The 22,338-nt window shown below is 67.0% G+C and carries 18 protein-coding genes; 2 read left to right on the top strand and 16 right to left on the bottom strand.

Annotated features, from left to right (window positions below; genetic code table 11):
- The first annotated feature begins 324 nt into the window (after positions 1 to 324).
- Both AC13GI_RS10620 and AC13GI_RS10615 read left to right on the top strand, forming a co-directional pair.
- Positions 325 to 3,399 (top strand): TonB-dependent receptor, encoded by a 3,075-nt coding sequence (locus tag AC13GI_RS10620; RefSeq protein ID WP_482996249.1) that lies wholly within the window; start codon positions 325 to 327, stop codon positions 3,397 to 3,399.
- 151 nt (positions 3,400 to 3,550) lie between these two features.
- The gene (locus AC13GI_RS10615; protein ID WP_089240853.1) at positions 3,551 to 3,745 is read left to right on the top strand and encodes a heavy-metal-associated domain-containing protein; all 195 of its coding nucleotides are present in this window, start codon (positions 3,551 to 3,553) and stop codon (positions 3,743 to 3,745) included.
- Between the two features lie 77 nt (positions 3,746 to 3,822).
- On the opposite strand, the gene cueR is transcribed toward AC13GI_RS10615, so the two are convergent.
- The 16 genes from cueR to hisG all read right to left on the bottom strand — a co-directional run bounded on the left by cueR (position 3,823) and on the right by hisG (position 22,312).
- The gene (cueR, locus tag AC13GI_RS10610; protein ID WP_099818316.1) at positions 3,823 to 4,275 is read right to left on the bottom strand and encodes a Cu(I)-responsive transcriptional regulator; all 453 of its coding nucleotides are present in this window, start codon (positions 4,273 to 4,275) and stop codon (positions 3,823 to 3,825) included.
- A 12-nt stretch (positions 4,276 to 4,287) separates the two neighbouring features.
- Positions 4,288 to 6,789: a heavy metal translocating P-type ATPase gene (locus tag AC13GI_RS10605; RefSeq protein WP_482996248.1), complete on the bottom strand. Its 2,502-nt coding sequence runs from the start codon at positions 6,787 to 6,789 to the stop codon at positions 4,288 to 4,290.
- Between the two features lie 233 nt (positions 6,790 to 7,022).
- Positions 7,023 to 9,980 (bottom strand): TonB-dependent receptor plug domain-containing protein, encoded by a 2,958-nt coding sequence (locus AC13GI_RS10600; protein WP_482996247.1) that lies wholly within the window; start codon positions 9,978 to 9,980, stop codon positions 7,023 to 7,025.
- 382 nt (positions 9,981 to 10,362) lie between these two features.
- Positions 10,363 to 11,094, bottom strand: a complete 732-nt coding sequence (locus AC13GI_RS10595; RefSeq protein ID WP_482996246.1) for a copper homeostasis protein CutC — start codon at positions 11,092 to 11,094, stop codon at positions 10,363 to 10,365.
- Positions 11,091 to 12,089 (bottom strand): glycosylasparaginase, encoded by a 999-nt coding sequence (locus AC13GI_RS10590; protein WP_482996245.1) that lies wholly within the window; start codon positions 12,087 to 12,089, stop codon positions 11,091 to 11,093. Before AC13GI_RS10590 ends, AC13GI_RS10595 begins: the two co-directional genes overlap by 4 nt.
- Before the next feature lie 52 nt (positions 12,090 to 12,141).
- Entirely contained in the window at positions 12,142 to 13,164 is a 1,023-nt protein-coding gene (locus tag AC13GI_RS10585) for a glucokinase (RefSeq protein ID WP_482996244.1), read from the bottom strand.
- An 85-nt stretch (positions 13,165 to 13,249) separates the two neighbouring features.
- The gene (locus AC13GI_RS10580) at positions 13,250 to 13,534 is read right to left on the bottom strand and encodes a hypothetical protein (protein ID WP_025874818.1); all 285 of its coding nucleotides are present in this window, start codon (positions 13,532 to 13,534) and stop codon (positions 13,250 to 13,252) included.
- Between the two features lie 48 nt (positions 13,535 to 13,582).
- The gene (locus tag AC13GI_RS10575; protein WP_482996243.1) at positions 13,583 to 15,172 is read right to left on the bottom strand and encodes a calcineurin-like phosphoesterase C-terminal domain-containing protein; all 1,590 of its coding nucleotides are present in this window, start codon (positions 15,170 to 15,172) and stop codon (positions 13,583 to 13,585) included.
- A 65-nt stretch (positions 15,173 to 15,237) separates the two neighbouring features.
- Positions 15,238 to 15,858: a bifunctional phosphoribosyl-AMP cyclohydrolase/phosphoribosyl-ATP diphosphatase HisIE gene (gene hisIE / locus AC13GI_RS10570; protein WP_482996242.1), complete on the bottom strand. Its 621-nt coding sequence runs from the start codon at positions 15,856 to 15,858 to the stop codon at positions 15,238 to 15,240.
- Complete coding sequence (gene hisF, locus AC13GI_RS10565) at positions 15,848 to 16,624, bottom strand: imidazole glycerol phosphate synthase subunit HisF (protein ID WP_099818308.1); 777 nt, start codon at positions 16,622 to 16,624, stop codon at positions 15,848 to 15,850. The genes hisIE and hisF overlap by 11 nt, the downstream gene beginning before the upstream one ends.
- Positions 16,618 to 17,352: a 1-(5-phosphoribosyl)-5-[(5-phosphoribosylamino)methylideneamino]imidazole-4-carboxamide isomerase gene (gene hisA, locus AC13GI_RS10560; protein WP_482996241.1), complete on the bottom strand. Its 735-nt coding sequence runs from the start codon at positions 17,350 to 17,352 to the stop codon at positions 16,618 to 16,620. The genes hisF and hisA overlap by 7 nt, the downstream gene beginning before the upstream one ends.
- Positions 17,349 to 17,951 (bottom strand): imidazole glycerol phosphate synthase subunit HisH, encoded by a 603-nt coding sequence (gene hisH, locus AC13GI_RS10555; RefSeq protein WP_482996240.1) that lies wholly within the window; start codon positions 17,949 to 17,951, stop codon positions 17,349 to 17,351. The genes hisA and hisH overlap by 4 nt, the downstream gene beginning before the upstream one ends.
- Positions 17,948 to 19,021, bottom strand: a complete 1,074-nt coding sequence (hisB, locus tag AC13GI_RS10550; protein WP_482996239.1) for a bifunctional histidinol-phosphatase/imidazoleglycerol-phosphate dehydratase HisB — start codon at positions 19,019 to 19,021, stop codon at positions 17,948 to 17,950. Before hisB ends, hisH begins: the two co-directional genes overlap by 4 nt.
- Positions 19,018 to 20,112 (bottom strand): histidinol-phosphate transaminase, encoded by a 1,095-nt coding sequence (hisC, locus tag AC13GI_RS10545; protein WP_482996238.1) that lies wholly within the window; start codon positions 20,110 to 20,112, stop codon positions 19,018 to 19,020. The genes hisB and hisC overlap by 4 nt, the downstream gene beginning before the upstream one ends.
- Complete coding sequence (gene hisD, locus AC13GI_RS10540) at positions 20,109 to 21,404, bottom strand: histidinol dehydrogenase (RefSeq protein ID WP_482996237.1); 1,296 nt, start codon at positions 21,402 to 21,404, stop codon at positions 20,109 to 20,111. The genes hisC and hisD overlap by 4 nt, the downstream gene beginning before the upstream one ends.
- On the bottom strand, positions 21,401 to 22,312 hold the full coding sequence (gene hisG / locus AC13GI_RS10535; RefSeq protein ID WP_482996236.1) for an ATP phosphoribosyltransferase: 912 nt from the start codon (positions 22,310 to 22,312) through the stop codon (positions 21,401 to 21,403). Before hisG ends, hisD begins: the two co-directional genes overlap by 4 nt.
- Positions 22,313 to 22,338 lie beyond the last annotated feature (26 nt).

Genomic DNA, 22,338 nt, shown 5'->3' with positions numbered 1-22,338 from the left:
GCCCGGCCGACCCACCCCGTCTGCGCATGTAACCGCTTACAACAACTTTCCACAAAGGGTCATTTGTACGACACGTCGCTGCCATATTGCGCAGCAACATGCGTCGGCACGTCGGCCGTGCTAAAAATCGCCCCGCCCATCGCTTAGATCGATCCAAGACGACAGCGCGATGGCCCGGAGTTGGGGAGCAAGACAGGACGTGCCGCGTCATCCGCCAGGCGCTCGTTGCATCTGCACGGCGAAGGCAAGATCGGCATCACGAATTAGATCGATTCAAGTTTCCGCGTCAGTCAGTCACCGGATCAATCCAGGAGAGAGGGAGAGATGGCAATGAAGCAATCAACACGTACGCAGGGCCACGACGCGTTGTCGCTGGCCATCGCGCTGGCGCTGGCCGCCGCCGTCGCTCCGCTTGGCGCTACCGCGCAGCAGGCGGCAACGACCGGCGCGCAGGACGCCACCACCCTGGACAGCGTCCAGGTCACCGGCTACCGCTACGCGATCGAAAAGAGCCTGCAGCAGAAGCGCGACGCCAACGCCGTGGTCGAAGTGATCACCGCCGAGGACGTCGGCAAGTTCCCCGACAAGAACGTGGCCGACGCGCTGCAGCGCGTGCCCGGCGTGGTCATCACCCGCAGCGGTGGCGAAGGCAAGTCGGTCAGCGTGCGCGGCCTCGCGCCCGACCTGACCCTGACCCAGTTGAACGGCAACTTCGTCGCCTCGTCGGAAACCAACAACGAAGCCACCCGCTCGTTCAACTACACCCTGCTGCCGTCGAACATGCTGTCCAGCGCCGAGCTGTTCAAGTCGCCGGAAGCGCGCATCGACGAAGGCGGCATCGGCGGCACGGTCATCCTGCACACCCGCCGCCCGCTGGAGATGGAAGCCAATTCCGGCTACGTGAACCTGGAAGGCACCTCGTCCGATACCAGCCACGACGTCGACCCGCAGGTGTCGGCGCTGTACTCCTGGCACAGCAAGGACGAGCGCTTCGGCGTGCTGGTCGGCGTAACCCAGCAGAAGCGCACCAGCCGCACCATGGAAGCCAGCACCGAGGACTACCAGTGGTACGGCAACAACACCACCGCCCGCGATGCCAACGGCAACCTGCTGGAACAGGACGGCATCCACTACTGGTGGGGCCAGTCCGGCTTCAACAACCAGACCGGCAAGAACTACAGCGAGTTCTTCATGCCGACCTCGGTGAACTTCGCGGTGAAGGAAGAGAAGCGCGAGCGCAAGGGCGGCCAGCTGACCTTCCAGTTCAAGCCGATAGACAACCTGACCCTGACCGCCAACTACTTCCGCTTCGAGCTGCAGGGTGATTACACCCAGAACATGCTGAAGGTGCCGGAGTGGAACCTGGCCCGTTACAACCAGGACGGCAACTGGGATGGCGGCCGCCTGCTCAACGGGCTCAGCTTCGACCCCAGCGGCAGCATCGTCACCGGTGCGCAGTACGAAAAGCTGGCCGGCAAGACCTACTACTGCAGTGAAGATGAAGCCGCAGCCGCCGGCATGAAGCCCGGTGGCTGGGGCCCGGATGACTGCACGATCCCCACCCCGCAGCTGACCGGTGGCTACAGCAAGGAAAAGGCGCTCTCGCAGACCGCCGACCTGACCATCGACTGGGACATCAGCCCGCTGTGGAAGGCGTCGTTCACCGGTGGCCGCACGTGGTCCGAAGGTGGCCCGTCGATGAACTTCCGGATGTCGGCCAAGCCGCGCCGCAAGGTCGGCAATCAATGGCAGTCGGGCAACCAGTACACCGCATGGGACCTGACCGGCACGCCGTCGGTGCAGTTCTCGCCGGACCTGCAGCAGCAGTTGATGGCCGGCATCGCCGAAGTTGATACCGGCTCGACCGATTCGTCGTGGATGCAGACCGAGGTCAAGCAGAACTACTTCCAGGCCGACGTCACCAAGCTGTTCGAAGCCGGCTGGCTGGACTCGATCCAGTTCGGCGCCAAGTACCGTGACGGCCAGGTCCACCGCAACACCGGCAACACCTACTGGGTGTGCCCGGGCCTGGATCCGGCCGACTATGACAACAACCGCTACCAGGCCGGTTGCGATCCGACCGCCGGCAATGCCCAGCCGGGCTTCTTCCTGTCCAATCCGATCAGCAACATCACCGGTGGCTTCAACGCCAACGTGTTCCCGGGCATCAACTACCCGGCCTACATCGATTACCTGAACAAGACCTACGGCGGTTCCCACAACCGCACCGAGGAAGACTTCGTCTACGACGTCAACGAGAAGATCTACTCGGGCTACTTCCAGGCCAACTTCCGTACCGACCGCGTGCGCGGCAACGTCGGCGTGCGCGTGGTGCGCACCAAGCAGTTCGCCCAGTCCAGCGATTCGGTCGAGCGCTTCAACGACTACTTCGTGGACAACGCCAGCGGCGCACCGATGAGCTGCGATGATCCGGCCGCCGATCCGAACCTGCGCTGCCAGGGCGGCTTCGTGCGCCTGCCGGACAACCAGGTCCGTGACAAGGTCTACACGCTCAGCTCGCTGGACAAGACCTACACCGACTTCCTGCCCAGCTTCAACATCGCCTGGGACATCACCGACAACCTCGTGCTGCGTGGTGCCGCATCGAAGGTGATCGCCCGCCCGAGCTACACCTCCATCGCCTACCCGGGCGGCCTGCGCTACGTCAGCGAGGAATACAGCAACGACCGCCGCGTCGCCGGCGGCACCGACACCCCCGGCTGGTACGGCTCGGGCAGCAACAAGGCGCTGGAGCCGTTCGAGGCCGTGCAGTTCGACCTGGGTCTGGAGTGGTACTTCAAGCCGGGTTCGGTGGCCGGCGTGGCGCTGTTCCGCAAGAACGTGGACAACTTCACCGTGCCGGTGGTGCGCGACCAGCAGATGACCGTTGGCGGGCAATCGGTGACGGTGCAGAAGTATGAAACCCAGGCCAACGGCCGCGACGGTGTCTCGCAGGGCGTGGAGCTGTACGGTCAGTACACCTTCGACTTCGGTCTGGGCGTGCAGGCCAACTACACCTACAACGACACCAACCTGGCTTCGATCGTGCTGGATGGCGAAGAGATCGGTTCCTCGCCGCTGGTGGGCAGCGCCAAGAACCAGGCCAATGTGACCGTGTTCTACGAGAACGAAAAGTTCCTCGCACGCGCCTCGTACAACCGTCGCGGTGAAGTGGTCGGCGGCCTCAACAACGGCCTCACCACCTACACCAAGCCCTACGACCAGCTCGATCTGAACGTGGCCTACAACCTGACTCCGGACTGGACCGTTACCGCCTCGGTGCTCAACGCCACCAAGTCCGAGCTGCGCAGCTATCTGGGCAACGACAGCCAGGCCCGCCTGCTGTCCAACATCTACGCCGGCCGCCAGCTGTACTTCGGCGTGAACTGGAAGTTCTAACGCAATAACCCCGCCTGCGCGCGGGGACGATCCTCCACGGCAGCCGCGCTGGTACAGGTGGCTGCCGTTTTTTGTTCAGTGTATCGCTTGACCCTGCCATCGTTGGAACGTGCACACTGGCTCCACCCCCAGAGCATCAAAGGAGCTACAGATGGAATTCCATGTGGAAGGCATGACCTGCGGTGGCTGCGCACGCAGCGTGACCAAGGCGATCGAGCTGGTCGACCCGGCAGCGACCGTATCGGCCGACCCGGCCAGCCGTCGCGTGCAGGTGCAGACCTCGGCCAGCGAAGCGCAGATCGTCGCGGCGCTGACCGAAGCCGGTTTCCCGCCGCGTACGGCCTGATCACGCTGACGATTGCATGAACGATGCCCGCCCTGTGCAGCTGCCAGGGCGGGCATTTTCTTTTCCGCGGGTCTTCCTCAGGTCCTGCGCGCGCGCCTGCGTACTGCCCCTGCGGGCGCTGCAACCGGCGCAGCGCCCTCCTCGCCTTCACCCAACCGCTGCAGGATCGGGCACTCGGGGCGATCATCACCAGCGCAGCAGCTGATCAGCGATTTCAATGTATCGGCCATCTGCCGCATGTTCTCGATGCGCTGTTCGAGGTCATCGATGTGCTGCTCGGCCAGGCGCTTCACATCCGCGCTATGCCGCGACGTGTCGTTCCACAGGCCCAGCAGGTCGGTGATCTCGGCTACCGAAAAGCCGAGATCACGCGCGCGGCGGATGAAACGCAGCCGATGCACATCGGCCTGCGAATAGGCACGATAGCCCGCACCGGTGCGGTCAGCCTGCGGAATCAGGCCGATCTGTTCGTAATAGCGGATCATCTTGGCCGACACGCTGGAGGCCTTCGATGCTTCACCGATGTTCATGCAATCGCTCCTTCAGTGGGCCGCATGGGAGGCGTCCGACATCGGCGCCTGGAAGCGCCGCAGGCGCAGCGCATTGCCGAGCACGAACACACTGGACAGGGCCATGGCACCGGCGGCGAACACCGGCGACAGCAACACGCCCCATACCGGATACAGCGCACCGGCCGCGACCGGGATCAATGCGGTGTTGTAAGCGAAGGCCCAGAACAGGTTCTGGCGGATGTTGCCGATGGTCGCCTTCGACAGCGCGATGGCATTGGGCACGCCCTGCAGGTTGCCGGACATCAGCACCACGTCGGCCGACTCCACCGCGATATCGGTGCCGGTGCCGATGGCCAGGCCGACATCTGCCTCGGCCAGCGCCGGCGCATCGTTGATGCCATCACCGACGAACGCGATCTGACCGTAAGCCGCCTTCAGCCGGCGTACAGCCTCCACCTTGCCTTCCGGCAGCACTTCGGCCACCACTTCATCGATGCCGAGCTGGCGGGCGATGGCCTGCGCGGTAGCAGCGTTGTCACCGGTGATCATGGCCACCTTCAGGCCAAGCTGATGCAGGGCGGCAATGGCGGCCGGCGTACTCGGCTTGATCGGATCGGAAACTGCGATGATCGCCGCCAGGCGGCCATCGAGGGCGGCATACAGCGGCGACTTTCCTTCGTTGCCCAGGCGCTCGGCCAATGCAGCGAACGCACCGATGTCCACGCCCAGCGAACGCATGAAACGATCGGCGCCCACTTCCACGCGTGCGCCATCGACGGTGGCACGCACGCCCATGCCGGTCACCGACTCGAAATCAACCATCTCCGGCAGCGCGATGCCCTGCTCTGTCGCCGCCTCGACAATGGCGCGGGCAATCGGATGTTCCGAGCGCGATTCCACCGCTGCCACCCGGGCCAGCACCTGCGCGCGATCGAAGCCGTCGGCGATCTCCAGGTCGGTCAGCAGCGGGCGGCCTTCGGTCAGCGTGCCGGTCTTGTCCACCGCCACCACCTTGGCGTCCTTCAACAACTGCAGCGCCTCGCCCTTGCGGAACAGCACGCCCATCTCGGCACCGCGGCCGGTGCCGACCATGATCGAGGTCGGCGTCGCCAGCCCCATCGCGCACGGGCAGGCAATGATCAGCACGGCCACGGCGTTGACCAGCGCGAAGGTCAGCGCCGGCGACGGCCCGAAGATCAGCCACACGAGGAACGTAGCGAGGGCCGCCAGCATCACCGCCGGCACGAACCACAGCGTCACCTTGTCGACCACGGCCTGGATCGGCAGCTTGGAACCCTGTGCCTGCTCAACCAGTCGGATGATCTGCGCCAGCATGGTCTGCCCACCCACCGCCGTCGCACGCAGGGTCAGTGCGCCCTTCTGGTTGACGGTGCCGCCGACCACGCCGCTGCCGGCCGACTTCTCCACCGGGATCGGCTCGCCGGTGATCATCGACTCATCGACGAAACTGCGACCTTCAGTCACCTCACCATCCACCGGCACGCGCTCGCCCGGACGCACCTCCAGCAGATCGCCCAGCAGTACCTCGTTGATCGGGATGTCGACGATGCGACCCTCACGGCTGACATGCGCCACCTTGGCCTGCAGGTTGACCAGGCGCTTGATCGCCTCTGAAGTGCGGCCTTTCGCGCGCACTTCCAGGAAGCGGCCGAGCAGGATCAGCGCGACGATCACTGCCGCCGCTTCGTAGTAGACATTCACCGTGCCCGCCGGCAGCAGGCGCGGCATGAAGGTGGCCACGACCGAATAGCCGAACGCCGCAGCGGTACCCACCGCCACCAGCGAGTTCATGTCCGGCGCCAGGCGCAGCAGCGCCGGGAAGCCCTTCTGGTAGAAGCGCCGGCCGGGAATGGCCAGGACCAGCGTGGTCAGCACGAACTGCAGGTACCAGCTGGCCTGGAGGCCGATCGTGGACATCACCCAGTGATGCATGCCGGGAATCAGGTGCGAGCCCATTTCCAGCACGAACACCGGGGCTGCCAGCACGCTGGCCAGGATCAGGTCGCGTTTCAGCGCCACCCGCTCGGCATCCTTCTTTTCCGCCGCTTCCTCGTCGACCTGGGTGCCGCCATCGAGTGCGTGCGCCGCGTAGCCGACCTTGTCGATCGCCGCCACCAGTGCGTCGATGCCGGCGACGCCGCGCACGGTCGCACGTTCGGTGGCCAGGTTGACGCTGGCCTGGCTGACGCCCGGCACCGCCAACAGCGCGCGCTCCACGCGCCCGACGCAGGACGCGCAGGTCATGCCTTCCACGGCCAGTTCGGTGGTCGAAGCCGGCACCTCATAACCCACGCTTTCCACCGCCTGGATCAGGGCGTCGCGGTCGACCGGGCCAGAGGAGCGGATGTCCGCACGCTCGGTGGCCAGGTTGACCGACACGCTGGCGACTCCCTCGACCTTGGCCAGGGCCGCTTCGACCCGGCCAACACAGCTGGCGCAGGTCATGCCTTCGATCGGCAGGCTGAGGGTGGAAGCCGTTCCGGGGACGGCGGTAGTGCTGGAGGTGCTCATGGCCTGGTTTCCCTGGTTCCATCTGGAGAGATGACCAGCCTAGACCTTGCCATCGTGGGAAGGTCAAATCCACCCCGCCCGGCCAACGGCCCATCCACGCATGGCGTGGATCTACAGTAGAGCCACGCCAAGCGTGGCCGCCCGGCGTCCCGCGCGCCCAGTAGAGCCACGCCATGCGTGGCTGCCCCGTCACCCCGCGGCTGGCACCGGGTCATGCCCGGCGCCGCCATCCCTCAGAACGTGAACACATACTCCAGCGCGAACTCACGCCCCACCGCACCGAGCAGACGCGTCGGGGCGAAATCGTAGTCGACCTTGTACGGGTCCTTGTGGTTCCAGCTGGTCGCGTTGAACGCGTTGTTGACGTACAGATTGACCTTCATGAACTCGGTCACCTGGTAGCCGACGTTGAAATTCCAGGTAATGAACGGCCCGACCCGGCCGTAATAGCGCGCCGTCTGCTGCCCCGCATTCGGGTTCGGATTGGCCGATCCATCCGGACGCGTGGCAGGCTCCAGGCAGTTCAGCGACGGACTGTCGCTGGGTACGTAGCCATCGGCGAACGGCAGGCAGCCGCCGGGGTTGTCCAGGCGGTCGGTGCCCCAGTGGTAGCGCACACCCGGCACCGAGCCGATGCGGTCGGCATACACGTTCGCGTTCCAGTTTCCTCCCTGCCAGGCCAGGCTCGCGCGCAGCTTGCTGCGCAGGTCACGGTCGCGGCGCTCGGGGTTCGGGTCGTTGGCGTAGCGCTGCTCCTTCGTCGAGATCTGGTTGGTGTAGTTCACCCCCAGTTGGAAGCTGCCCCATGCGGCCGTCTCCAGCCGATAGCGCGCGCTCAGATCGATACCACGCACTTCGCGGCTGGCCAGGTTGAACGGCCCGCGCTCGATCGACACCAACCGCCCGCTGCTGTCACGATTCACCCGGGCCAGGATGCCGGCGCAGTAAGCCTCACCCGCCGGATTCGCCCACGGCGTACCGTCCATGTTCTTGCCGGTCAGGCAGCCGGCCTCGCTGGCCAGCACTTCGTCCGCACCGACGTCGACGATCATGTCTTCCAGCTTGATCGCCCAGTAATCCGCGCTCATCGACAGGTTAGGCAGTACGTCCCAGACGAAGCCGACCGTCCACGAATTGCCGGTTTCCGAGCGCAGCAGCGGCGTACCCCGACGGTTCACGTCGAACGCATACCAGACATCGGTATTGCCCACGCCGCAGTTGTTGACCAGATACGCGCCGCTCTCGATGCAGCGCAGGCGGTCGTAGGTCAGCACTTCGGAGCTGCTGGCCTGGCCCAGCAGGTAGTGCATGTCCGGCGCGTGAAAGCTGGTCGCGTAGGAGCCGCGCACCAACAGTGACTCGAACGGACGCCATTCCAGGCCGGCGTTCCAGGTGGTTTCCTTCTGGCTGCCGACATCCAGCGCCTCGCTGCCGCCGTCGGCCTTGTAGCTGCCGTAACGGTCGTAGCGCGCGGCAGCGGTGGCGATCAGGCTGTCGGCCAAGGGGATCTTGAACTCGACACCGGCCGAATAGCGGGTGCGCTCACCACCACCACGATCCACGTTCTGCAGGTCGAAATCGATGCCGGCACGCGGATCCGGGCTGAGGTGATAGCCCTGCTTCGCTACTTCGGCCACCGCTGCGAACGAGATCGGCCCGGCCCAGCCCTGCAACAGTTCACCGGTGATGTCGGCCGAGGCCTGGTTGACGTAGGACGACGCGCGATTCTTGGCGACCGTGCCCATCTGCCAGTACTGGTCCGGGGTGATCGGGTTCCACCAGCGCGCCTCGTTCAATGCGTAGATGGCCTCACCGTCGCCGGTGGTGCCCAGCCGTGGGCCGAGGAAGAAGTCGTACGACTTCTGTTCGTCCACCACATTCTGTCGCTCTTCAACGCGGTAGTAGGAACGGCCGACCGTAGCGCTCCAGTCGAAGCGATCGGCCAGGCGACCACGCAGGCCTGCGCTGATATCCCACGACAACTCGCGGTTGGTATTGCGCAGCGTGTCCAGGCCACCGACTTCGTCCGGGGTGAACTGGCGCACGCCGAGCACCGGGCGATTGCGGTTGGCGTCCCAGTAATAACCGTTGGCATCGTCGATCAACGAAACACTGGGTGGGTTGGTGCCCCAGATCGCCTCGGACCGGTACACCGCCAGGTTGCTCCAGGCCTGCAGGCCGTCACCAAAATCGAAGGTGCCATAGAGATTGCCCGACACGTTCTCCGAGCCACCGGTCAGCAGCCAGTTGGCGTAGTCGGCGCTCATGCCGCACAGGCGGCCGGTGTTGCTCACCGTATTGGCGTTGTAGTTGTAGACCAGCCGATCGGCGGTGTAGTACTCGCCAGCGAATTTCTCGCAGGTGCCGTCCGGCGGTGCCAGGCGCTGGCCTGTGCTCGGGTCGATCAGCGCCAGGCCCGCCGTGGGACGGAAACCGACCTTGCGCTGTTCCATGTTCCAGGACGGGTACAGCGCATCGTCAGCGTCGTCCATCTGCGGCCGGTCGCGGCCGAACAGCGGATCGCGCTTGGTGTACTGCAGGGCGTAGGTCACGCTCCAGTTGTCGCCGGTCTTGCCGCCCGCCCACGACAGATCCCAGGTATCGCGGCCGCCTTCGGTGGAGGTACCACCGCGCACGCGCACTTCGTCGCCGTCGTAGTTGGTCTTCAGGATGACGTTGACCACGCCGGCGATGGCGTCGGATCCATAGATCGCCGACGCGCCGCCGGTCAGCACTTCGATGCGCTCCACGGCAGCGGCAGGAATGTTGCTGTAGTTGGAGAAATTGGTCTCGCCGCCATAGGGCAGCGGGTAGTCGGCCACACGGCGGCCGTTGACCAGCAGCAGGCTGCGGTTGGGCCCCATGCCGCGCAGGTTCAGGCCGCTCGCGTTGGGCGTGTGCGAGCCCCACTGCGATGCCGCTTCAACGGTGCCGGTCGCTTCGGTGAGCGTCTTCAGCGCGTCGTAGACGGTGACGAAGCCTTCCTTCTGGATCTGTGCGGCGGTGATCACGTTGACCGGGGCCGGCCCCTCGACGCCGGCGCGCTTGATGCGCGAGCCGGTAACGGTGACGGCATCGAGGTCCTTGGTGGACGACGGGGCCGCTTCCTGTGCGCCCGCTGCGAAGGGCAGCAAGGCAAGCACGAGGGCCTGGGACAGCAGATGACGACGGTTGCGGACGGACTGAGCCATGGGTGGTTGCTCTTGGATGGTGGGCGCGCGGTCGGATGGCGATCCCGGGCGTTGAATCGATCCATCTCGATTCGATCACCCTCCCCTGTGGATCGATCCAAACTAAAGCACAGCTGAACCACGCCCGGCATGCGGCGACGCAGCAACGCGCTGCAACACGTCGCTATCGGCTCCCGGTGTCGAAAGAATTCAACGGGTTGCGAAACATCGCTGAGAGAACGGCGCACGAAGCGATGACACGATTGCGACAAACGCGCGCGGAACGGTTTTGTCCGTGGCGAACCAGGTACCCGGGTCGGATCCTCTCGTAGAGGGGCTCTGACCCAATAACGCCTGGTCCGGGTCGGAGCCCTTCTTCGAAGGGATCCGACCCCGGCAGCGATCAGCCGTCCAGCGCCTGCCGCAGTGCGGCCACGGTGGCGGTCGCGGTCTGGCTCCAGTCAGGGTCCAGCCCGCGCAGGTCCGGGTTCTGGAACTGCATGGCCGAGCGTCGTTGCCCCTTGGCCGAGGCATGCAGTTCGGGGCAGCCGGTCCGCCGCGCCACGGCGGCTATGTTGCCCGGGCCAAGCCCGGCGCCAGCCATGACGCTGATCCTGCCGCCCGCCTGTGCGACCAGCGCGGCCAGTACCTCGGCCCCGGCTTCGGCGCTGGCCTGGCCGCCGGAGGTCAGCACCCGCTGGCAGCCCAGCCCGATCACCTGTTCCAGCGCCGCCGGCAGATCGCGCGCGGCATCAAACGCACGGTGGAAGGTCACCTGCAACGGGCCGGCCGCCTGCACCAGTTCCCGGCACAGCGGCAGGTCAATATCGCCCTGCACATCCAGCGCACCGATCACCACGCCGTCGCAGCCCAGCGCGCGGCACTGCGCGATGTCACGCAGCATCAGCTCGGTTTCCAGCGCGTCGTAGTGGAAATCACCCGGGCGTGGTCGCACCAGCACGAACAACGGAATCCGCAGCCGCTCGCGGGCAATGGCGATGCTGGCAAACGACGGCGTGGTGCCGCCCTCAGCGAGATTGTCGAACAGCTCGATGCGGTCTGCGCCACCGGCCTGCGCGGCCAACGCCGAGGCCACCGAGTTGCTGGCGATCTCCAGCGTCAGGCGCACGCTCACGCCTGCGTGCTCGTATAGATCGACGGCGAATCACGCAGGTCGTCCTGGCGCTGCCCATCGCACACTGCGTAGACAAAGCCGCGATGCAGCGCATAGGCACCGACCTCGCCCTGCTTGTTCATCGCCAGGAAACAGACCTGCAGCGTGCGGCTGGCTTCAGGCCGCTTGCGCACCACGCGGTCGATCGCCTCGCGGCAGGCCTGTGCCGGCGAGCGCCCCTGGCGCATCAGTTCGACCACCAGGAACGAGGCCGCGTTACGGATCATCTCTTCGCCCACACCCGAGGCGGTGGCGGCGCCCACTTCGTTGTCGACGTACAGGCCCGCGCCGATGATCGGGCTGTCGCCCACCCGGCCGTGCAGTTTCCAGGCCATGCCGCTGGTGGTGCAGGCGCCGGCCAGGTTGCCCTTGGTATCCAGTGCCAGCATGCCGATGGTGTCGTGGTTGTCGCTGTTGCCGGGTAGGCCGCGGCGCTCGGCATTGATCTGCGGCGCGTACTTCTCGGTTTTCAACCATTCGCGCCACGCCGCTTCGGCCTTCGGGGTCAGCAGGTGCTGGCGCTCGAAACCCTGCTGCACGGCGAACTGCTGGGCACCCTCGCCCACCAGCAGCACGTGCGGGCTGTTCTCCATCACTTTGCGGGCCACCGACACCGGATGCAGGATGTCGACCAGCGCAGCGACCGCGCCACAGCGGCCGTCGCCATCCATGATGCTGGCGTCCAGGCTCAGCACGCCGTCGCGGTCCGGGTTGCCGCAATGACCGACGGTGGGATTGCACAGCTCGCTCTCAGCCCAGCGCGCACCGGCTTCCACCGCATCCAGCGCGCTGCCGCCCTGCGCCAGCACCTTCCACGCGGCCTGATTGGCCGGCACGCCGAAGTCCCAGGTCGATACCACCTTGGCCCCGCCCTGCGTGCGCGCCTTCACCACCGGCAACGCTGCCACACCCGCGGCCAGTGCACCGGCCTGCAGGAACTGCCTGCGATCCACCATCTTCGCCTCCGTCTGCATGCTGCGCCCGCCGGCCCGATGCCGGCAGCGCCGATCAATCGTGCGCGGGCGTCCGCGCTGCGTGCCAGGCCGCTGCACCGAGCACGCCCAGCTGGCCATGTTCCACCCGCCACACCGGCACCTGGCGCAGCACGTCGGTCAGCACACCCTTGTTGAGGAAGCGCTCACGGAAACGGCCGTCGGCCAGGAAGTCCTGCACATGGGTGGAAATGCCACCGGCCAGGTACACCGAGCGCGCGCCCACCGCGATCGCGGCGTCGCCAGCCAGGCTGCCCAGCCAGGCGCAGAACACCTGCAGGGTTTCCACCGCCAGCGCATCGTCGCCCAGCCGTGCGGCTGCGATCAGCGCTTCGGTGCTGGTCCATTGCGGCTCTACGCCGCGCAGTTCGCACAGGCAGGGGTACAGGTTCATCAGGCCGCTGCCAGACAGCACGCGTTCGTTGTCCACGTGCGGCCAGCGCTGCAGCAGCTGGCCCAGCACGTGCAGTTCCAGCGCGTTGCCGGCGCCCAACGCAGCGTGGCCGATCTCGCTGGCCAGCACCGGGCGCTCGCCATCGGCAAAGCGCAGTGCCGCACCCAGGCCGGTGCCCGGCCCGAGCACCAGCGCCGGGAAGGTTTTGGCCGGATCGGCGTCGCCGTTCAGCGGCACCAGCGTGTCGGCCTGCAGATACGGGATGGCCAGCGCCACCGCTTCGAAATCATTGATCAGCTGCAGGTCGGGCAGGCCCGACTCGCGGCGCGTTGCCGACAGCGATACCGTCCACGGCAGATTGGCGTTGATCAGGGTGTCGCCGTCGAGCAGGCCGGCGATGGCGACCACCGCGCTGGCCATCGGCTGGCCGAGGCTGTCGGTGAAATCGGCGAGGATCGCCGCCAGGCTGGGGTGGTCGGCACAGGCGTAGGTGCGGTAGCTGCCCAGCCGCGGCGCCTGCCCCGGCAGGGTCTCGGCCACAGCCAGACGGGCGAAGGTACCGCCGACATCGGCTACGACCAGGCTGCGTGGAACGCCGCTGCGGGCGGGTTCGGATGGAACCGGGGACACTGCTGCAACGTTCACGCTGGCCTGCTTGGATCGATTGAATCGTCCCGATTCTCAGGCATCGGCCGGCCTTTGCCTAGCGCGGCGACAGCGGCACCCGGGATCACATCCCTTCCTGCTCGGCCACCTGCACACCATCCACCAGCACCCGCAGGCGCTGCGGACGGAACCCGGCGAACAGCAGCGGCCGGGTCCGCTCCACCAGCACTTCATGGCCGGCGATATGGCGCTGCCACGACTGTACCAGCGAGAACGAGAAGTGCGTGCCCGGATGCAGTGGATGCTGCACCCAGACCTTCTCGCTGGCGCTCTGCAGCATCATCGCGCCGGTGAACCAGTGGCGGCTGAGGGTGACCGGCGTGGTGCCGGCCATGAAGCGGATATCCATGCTGCGTCCTTTCGTGATGGAAGTGCGTGAGGACAGCCCTGCCCGCGCTCAGGGCTGCGCGGTCTGCAGGCTGTAGCTGGTGCTGGCGGTGAATACCGCACCATCGGGCTGGGTGGAACGCACCTCGACCTTGTGGCTGCCCACGGCCAGATCGGTCGGCAACGCACCACGCCACAGGTGCGGCGAAGCGGTGGCTTCCGGCGAACGGTCGTAGCCGCGCAACGTCGAGGCCAGATCGTCGGCGACGTTCTCCACCATGAGCCGCGGATCAGCCTGGCTGACCTGCTTCATCGGCTGCCAGGCGCCACCATCGACGCGGTACTCGACCACGCTGGCGTCCTCGCCCATGTAGACGTTGGCGTAGATGCCCCACGCCGGGTACGCGCCCTTGCGCAGCACCTTCGGCGCATGCAGGCCGATCTGCTCGCTGGCGGCTGCACCGGCCACCCGGTACTGCAGGCGGTAGCTGCCATTGCCAGCCACGTCCAGCAGCGCATAGCCCTTCGGCGTGCCATCGCTCATGGTGCTGTCCGGTACGCCGGCGGCATTCTTCACACCCGACCAGAACGCACCGCAGTTGGCACCGACGTTGTACTCGTGCAGCGGCCCGGCACCCTGCCAGCCGTCAGCCTTGCCGTGGTAGACGTGCTGCTGGGTGTGGCTGTGGCCACTGAGCACCAGCACGTTGCGGAAGTCCTTCAGCAGGTCGAACAGGCGTTGGCGGTCGGCATGGCGGAAGGTCTCGCGCCCCGGTGCCGCGTCGAACAGCGGAATATGCATGCCCAGCACCAGCAGGCGGTCCTTGTGCAGGCCCTTCAGATACGCAGCCAGGAAGGCGAACTGATCCTCGCGCAGGCCACCGACATACTTCGGCTTGGCAGTGGGGTCGTACACCACGTCGTCGAGGAATACGAAGCTGGCGCCGCCCTCTTCCACCGCGTACGTATCGGGGCCGTAGATGTTGCGCCAGCTGTCCAGCGAATGCGCGTCATTGGCCGCGTCGAAGTCCAGATCGTGGTTGCCGGGCACGTGGAACCACGGCACGCCGAGCTCGGTGGTGACCTTGTTGATCGCCGGGTACAGGGTCAGGTCGTCGTTGACGATGTCACCGAGCGTGGTACCCAGACGCGCCTTGGTCTGCCCCACCAGCGGCGCCACGATCGACTGCTGGTAGTAGCCGATGTCCTGCAGGCTGGCGGTCTGCGAATCGGTGAAAACCAGCATCTGGAAGCCACGACGGCTGTCATGCCGGTCGTTCTGCAGCGCGAAGTCCCAGTTGCGGGCGACGTCACTGGTGGCCGCGATGCCGCCGTACTTCAGCGCAGGGGAACCGTTCGGCCGGTAGTGCCGCCAGAACGATGGCAGGCCGTCGGCGGCCTTCGGGAAGGAATAGGCATCAGGCTTGATCACGAAGACCGTCTGCCCGTCACGCACCGGCAGGCTGTAGCTGCCGTCGGCAGCGGTCTTGACGATGGTTTCGCCATTGGACACCTGCACGCCGGCCAGGCCCGGATCGGTCGCACCGCGGCCCGGCTTGCCGTCTCGCTCCAGATAGACCTTGCCGCTGACCACGGTGTCCGCGGCCCAGGCCGGCGAGGTCAGCAACAGGCAGCACAGCCAGGCGGCAGGCAGTTTCATGGGGGCGGTCCGGGAAAAAGAAGACGCCATATTGTAGGTGCGGACCGTTGGTCCGCACACCTTGTTCAACGATGGCGCTTTTCCAGCACGTCGCGCGCATCTTCCAGCGACAGCCCGCGTGCGCGCAGCAGCACCAGCAGGTGGTACAGCAGGTCCGAGGCCTCGCCCAGCAGTGCCTCATCGTCCTGCGCCACCCCGGCCAGCGCCGTCTCCACGCCTTCCTCGCCCACCTTCTGCGCGATGCGGCGGATGCCGCCCTCGAACAGCGACGTCGTATAGCTGCCGGAAGGACGAAGCGCCTCACGTACCGCGACCAACTGGTCCAGGCCGCCAAGGAAGTCCTTCGGCGCACCATCGAAACAGCTCTCCGCCCCGGTATGGCAGGTGGGGCCTGCCGGGCGTGCCAGCACCAGCAGCGTATCGGCATCGCAATCGACGCTGATCGACTGCACCGCCAGCACATTGCCGGACTGCTCGCCCTTGGTCCAGAGACGCTGCTTGCTGCGGCTGAAGAAGGTCATGTGGCCGATCGCCAGCGTCGCCGCCAGCGACTCGGCGCTGACGTAGCCCAGCATCAGCACCTGCAGGGTGTCGGCGTCCTGCACCACGGCCGGCAACAGCCCATCCCCCTTGTCCCAGTCCAGCGCTTCCAGCGCCTGCGGCGACGGCCGCACGTCAATAGACATCTCGTACCTCGATCTGCTGCTCGCGCAGGTAGCGCTTCAAGTCGGCAATGGCGATGGCGCCACTGTGGAACACACTGGCCGCCAGCGCACCGTCAACGTCGGCCTGGTCAAAGGCCTGGGCGAAGTGCTCCATCGCACCCGCACCACCGGAAGCGATGAGTGGCACCTGGCACAGCGCACGCGCCTGCCGCAGCTGCTCCACGTCATAGCCGCGGCGCACGCCATCGCTGTCCATGCAGTTCAGCACGATCTCGCCGGCACCCCGGCGCTGCGCCTCGACGATCCAGTCCAGCGTGCGCAACGGCACCGCCTGGGTCTTGTCCGGATCGCCACTGAAACGGCGCACGCGCCACTGGCCGTCGGCCTCGCGCACGGAGTCGACACCCACCACCACGCACTGCACGCCGAACTCCTCAGCCAGTTCGCTGATCAGTTCCGGGCGGCCCAGCGCGGGCGAGTTGATCGAGATCTTGTCCGCACCCGCGAACAGCACGCGGCGCGCGGTCTCCACGCTGTCGATGCCACCGGCCACGCAGAACGGGATATCGATCAGGCGCGCGATGCGTTCGATCCAGGCCACGTCCACCGACCGTGCCTCCGGGCTGGCGCCGATGTCATAGAACACCAGCTCGTCGGCGCCCTGGTCGCGATAGCGCTGGGCCAGTTCGGCGATGTCCCCCATGTCGACGTGATCGCGGAAGCGCACGCCTTTGACCACGCGGCCATCGCGTACGTCCAGGCAGGGAATGATGCGGCGGCTCAGCATGCCAGCGCCTCCGCCAGGTCCATCCGCTGTTCCAGCAGCGCCTTGCCGAGGATCGCGCCGCCACAACCAGCGGCCTTCGCCGCCGCCACGTCGGCCACGTCGCGGATACCACCCGACGCCTGTACCGCCACGCCCGGCAGCAACGCCGCCAGATGCTGGTACAGGCTGATGTTGGGGCCGGCCAGCATGCCGTCGCGCGCAATGTCGGTGCACAGCAGGTGGCGCATGCCGGCCTGCGCGTAGCGTTCGGCCAGGGCATCCAGGGTCACCCCCGCGTTTTCGGTCCAGCCGTGCACCGGCAACTGCCACTGCCCCTGCGCGTCCTGGCGCGCATCGAGGGCGATGGTCAGCCGTTCCGGGCCGAACTCGGCCAGCCAGCCGATCACCTGTTCGGGCTCGCGCACCGCCAATGACCCGATCACCACGCGGCTGGCGCCGGCCTCGAGGATGCGCGCCACGTCGTCGCGGCCACGCACACCGCCACCGGTCTGCACCTGCAGCGGGGTCTGCGCACGGATCGCCGCCAACAGCGGCGCCAGCGTATAGCCACCGGCACGTGCAGCATCCAGGTCGACCAGGTGCATCCACTGTGCGCCCTGCGCGGCGAACGCCTGCGCACGCGGCAACGGATCGTCGCCATAGTGGGTTTCCTGCGCGTAGTCACCCTGGCGCAGCCGCACGACGCGGCCATCACGGATATCCAGCGCGGGATAGACGATGAAACTCATGCAGCGGTGCCCTCAAGGAAATTGCGCAGCATCAGCGAACCGGTATCGCCGGACCGCTCGGGATGGAACTGGGCGCCGAAGTAGCGGCCCTGCTCGACAACGGCGGTGAACAGGCCGCCGTGATCGCAGGCGGCGACGGTATGGCTGTTCAGCGGTGCAGCGTAGCTGTGCACGAAGTACGCACTGGCGCGCTCAGGCACCCCCTGCAGCAGCAGCGAGGGACGCAACGGCAGCAGCCGGTTCCAGCCCATGTGCGGCACGCGGATGCCACAGGCCGGCACCAGCTTGCGCACCACCCCGGGGATCAAGCCAAGCGTATCCACGCCAGCCTCTTCGGAGCGATCGAACAACAACTGCATACCCAGGCAGATGCCCATCAGCGGCACCTGCAGCTGGCGCAGCGGCTCGACCAGGCCCTGCGCATGCAGGCGCTGCATGCCGGGGCCGGCCGCACCGACGCCGGGCAGGATCACCCGTTGCGCGTCGGCCAGGCCAGTGGGGTCGCGGACCAGGCGCACCGTAGCACCGAGCCGTTCCAGTGCGTAGCGCACCGAGCCCAGGTTGGCGCCGCCGGCATCGATCAGCACGACCTCGCTCACAGCGCCCCCTTGGTGGTCGGCAACGCGGTGCCCTGCCGCGCAAGCGCCGGCCGCAACGCACGCGCCAAGGCCTTGAAGCAGGCTTCGACTTTGTGGTGGTCGTTGTCGCCACGCACCTGCAGGTTGAGGTTCAGGCCGCTGGCATCGCACAGTGATCGGAAGAAGTGCGGGACCAGTTCGGTCGGCATGTCGCCCACACGCTCGCGCTTGAACTCGCCCTCGAACACGAAATACGGGCGGCCACTGAAATCCAGCGCAGCACTGGCCAGGGTTTCGTCCATCGGCAGGGTGAAACCGTAGCGGCCGATCCCGCGCTTGTCCCCCAGCGCTTCGCGCAGGGCCTGGCCCAGCGCCAGGCCGGTGTCTTCGATGGTGTGGTGTTCGTCGATGTGCAGGTCGCCCTCGGCGCGGATGTCCAGCGCGAAGCCACCGTGCTTGCCGATCTGTTCCAGCATGTGGTCGAAGAAAGGCAGGCCGGTGTGGATGTGCGCATCGCCGGCACGATCCAGATCCAGTTCCACACGGATCTTCGTTTCCCTGGTATTGCGCTGGACCACCGCCGTACGCGGCGCATCGGCCAGTGCGTGGGCAATGCCCGGCCAGTCCCACTCGCCGCCGAACTGCTCGGTGCGCAGTTGGAAGCCACGGATGTTGAGGTTGTCGGCGAACTGCAGGTCGGTGATGCGGTCGCCGACCATGCCCGAGCGCGCCCAGTCGATGCTGCGGTCCTGGAGGTAGGCGGTCATCAGGCCGATGCCCGGCTTGCGCGTCGGCGCGTTGTCGTGCGGCCAGCTGCAGTCGACCAGCACATCACGGAAGACGATGCCCTGGCTTTCGAAGATCTGCAGCATCAGGTCATTCGGGCCATCGAAGCTGGCGCGCGGATAGCCTTCGCTGCCCAGACCATCCTGATTGGTGACGATCACGAACTGGTAGCCGGCATCGCGCAGTTTCAGCAGCGCCGGGATCACCTGCGGCACGAAGCGCAGCTTCTCGTAGGCATCGATCTGGAAATCCGCCGGTTCCTCGATGAGGGTGCCGTCGCGGTCGATGAACAGGATGGGCGTCATGCGGCGGCCCTCCGTGCCGACAGGACCGCAAGCACGCGGTCATTCTCCTCGGGGCTGCCGATGCTGATACGCAGTGCATCGCCCAGCTGCGGCGCAGCGCGCTGGTCGCGCACCACTACACCGGCAGCGAGCAGCGCGTCGAACGCAGATTGGGCATCGGCAAAGCGGACCAGCAGGTAGTTGCCGGCCGAGGCGTACACTCGGCGGACGCCGGGGAACCCTGCCAGCGCGGTACGCAGGCGCTCGCGCTCGGCGATGACGGTGGCCACGCGTTCGGCGGTGCGTGCCAGCGCGGCCGGCTGCAGTGCCTGCACGGCCAGCTCGGCGCACGGCGTCGGCACCGGGTATGGCGCCTGGCAACGGCGCAGCACGGCAATCAGTTCCGGCGCGGCGATCAGGGTGCCGATACGTGCGGCGGCCAGCGCGTGCGCCTTCGACAACGTGCGCAGCACCGCCAGGTTGGCGTGCGTAGCCAGCAGCGTGGCCGCCGATGCGCGCTGGGCGTACTCGACATAGGCTTCATCCACCACCACCAGCGCCTGCCCACGCAGGGCAACAGCAACGCGCTCGATCTCCGCCAGCGCGATATCGCTGCCGGCAGGATTGGACGGCGCGCACAGGAAAACGAGCTTGGCGCCCTGCCCCTTCGCAGCGGCAATCACCGCATCCAGGTCCGTGCGCAGGCCCTCGCCATCATCAATCAGCGGCACTTCAATCAACGGCGCACCTTGCAACCGCGCGCAGACCGCGTACATGCCGAATACCGGCGGCGTCACCAGCACGCCATCGCGGCCCGGCACGCACAGGGCGCGCACCAGCAGATCGATCGCTTCGTCGCTGCCACGGCCTACCAGCAGCTGTTGCGGCTGCACGCCGTACAGCGACGCCAGCGCTTCACACAGCGCAGCCGGTTGCGGCTCCGGGTAGCGGCGGCTGCCGCCGGTGGCATCGGCCGGATTGGCCCACGCCGATTCGTTTGCGTTCAACCACACTTCACCCTGCACAGCGCTGCTGCGCGCCGAACTGTAGCCGGCGAAGGCCTGCAGGTCCGGCCGTACCAAGGCCAGCACGCCGTCGATGTCTGCGCTCATGCGGCCACCTCCATGCGCAGCGCCACCGCACGTTCGTGCGCGTCCAGCCCTTCGGCGCTGGCGATGATGCGCGCGCAGCCACCGATCGCGGCCAAGCCGGCGGCACTCGCGCTCTGCACGCTGATCAGGTTCTGGAAACTGGCCACGCTGACACCGCTGTAGGCACGCGCGGCACCGGCGGTGGGCAGCACGTGGTTGGTGCCGCTGCAGTAGTCGCCCAGTGCTTCCGGCGTGTAATCGCCGAGGAACACCGAACCGGCCGCCTGCACCTGGTCCAGCCAGCCGCGCGGTTCACGCAGGGCCAGGATCAGGTGTTCGGGCGCGTAGCGGTTGCTGATCGCAAACGCATCCGCCAGCGATTCCACCTGGATCAACTGCGACGCCGACAGTGCCTGGCGGGCGATGTCCTGCCGCGGCAGCAAGGCCACCTGGCGTTCCACTTCAGCCTCGACGGCGGCCAGCATCGCCGCGTCATCGGTCAGCAGCAGTACCTGCGAATCCGGGCCGTGCTCGGCCTGCGACAGCAGATCGGCGGCGACGAACGCCGGATTGGCGCCGGCATCGGCAATCACCAGCACTTCCGACGGACCGGCTGGCATGTCGATGGCGGCGGCACCGTCCTGTGCCACCTGCTGCTTGGCCTCGGTGACGAAACTGTTGCCCGGCCCGAACAGCTTGTCGCTCGCCGGGATGCTCCCGGTGCCATACGCCATCGCCGCGATCGCCTGCGCGCCACCCAGCTTGAACACACGTTGCACGCCGGTCAGGCGCGCGGCCACCAGCACTGCAGGATCGGCCGTACCGTCGGCACGCGGCGGCGTGCACAGCACGACCTGCGGGCAACCGGCCAACTGCGCCGGCACGCCCAACATCAGCGCGGTGGACGGCAACGGCGCGCTGCCGGCCGGCACATACAGGCCAACCCGGCCGATCGGCCGCAGCATGCGCTCGCAGACCACACCCGGCGCGGTTTCCACTGCATAGCCCTGGCCCATCCCCGCCTTGTGGAAGCGGGTGATGCGCTCGGCCGCCTCGACCATGGCCTGGCGCAGCGCGGCCGGCACGGTGGCTTCGGCGGCAGCGAACTCGCTGTCGGAGACTTCAAAATCCTGCAGGTCCACGCCATCGAAGCCCGCGGTGATCGCGCGCAGTGCGACGTCACCCTGTGTACGTACCCGCGCGATCAGCGCGGCCACCGCATCACGGGTCTGCTGCGCCACGGTCTGCACCGGGCGGGTCAGCGCCGCGCTGCGCGCGGCCTCATCAAGTTGCGACCAGATAAGACGATTCATGCCAGCGACCGCTCCACGCTCAGTACCATCAGGCCCTGGGCGCCGGCGCGCTCCAGTTCTTCCATGCGCTGCCAGGTCAACGGGCCGGGGCACATGGTCTGCAGGCGCAACGCACCGCCATCGGCAGGCAAACGCACCAACGGTTCGGCATCGGCCAGCAGCTGCGCCAGCGCGTCGACGCGGTCCTCGCTGGCGCGGAACATCAGCAGCTTGCGGTCCTGCCGCTGCACCACCCCGTCCAGGCGACGCAGCAGCATGCTGCGCAGGGCGCCACGGGCATCATCGGGAACGCGCACCGCACCGGCCAGCACGGCTTCGCTGTCGAGCAGGTTGTGCACCGGGGTGAGCTGGTTGGCACGCAGGGTGGCGCCGCTGGAGACCAGGTCACAGATCAGATCGGCGGTGCCCAGTCGCGGCGCGATCTCCACCGAGCCGGACAGCTCCACCACCTGCGCATCCACGCCCTGCGCGGCCAGCCACTGCGTGAGGATGGCCGGGTAGCTGGTGGCGATGCGGGTGCCGGCCAGTTGCGCCGGCCCCTGCCATTGCCACTCTTCCGGCACCGCCAGCATCAACCGGCACTTACCGAAACCCAGCCCACGCAGCGCGTGGTAGCTATCCGGCAGGCCGATCTGGCGACGTGCAGCGGCCTGCTCGTCCAGTTCGTTGCGGCCGACGATGCCGAGGTCGCAGACGCCATCGGCAATCAGGCCGGGGATGTCGTCGTCGCGCACCAGCAACAGGTCCACCGGCAGCGATTCGCCATAGCAGAACAGCTTGTCGCGGCTCTCGCGCCAGCTCAGGCCACAGGCGCTGAGCAGGTTGCGGGCGGGTTCGGCCAGCCGGCCACTCTTCTGGATGGCGATACGCAGCCGGTCTCGCGCCGGCGCTGCCTGGGTTGCACTCATGGGGGAGGTCTCGAAGTTCGGAACGG

This window comes from Stenotrophomonas sp. 82F1, assembly GCF_056861525.1.
The sequence above is the reverse complement of the archived record's forward strand: the minus strand, read 5'-3'. Positions and strand labels throughout refer to the sequence as shown.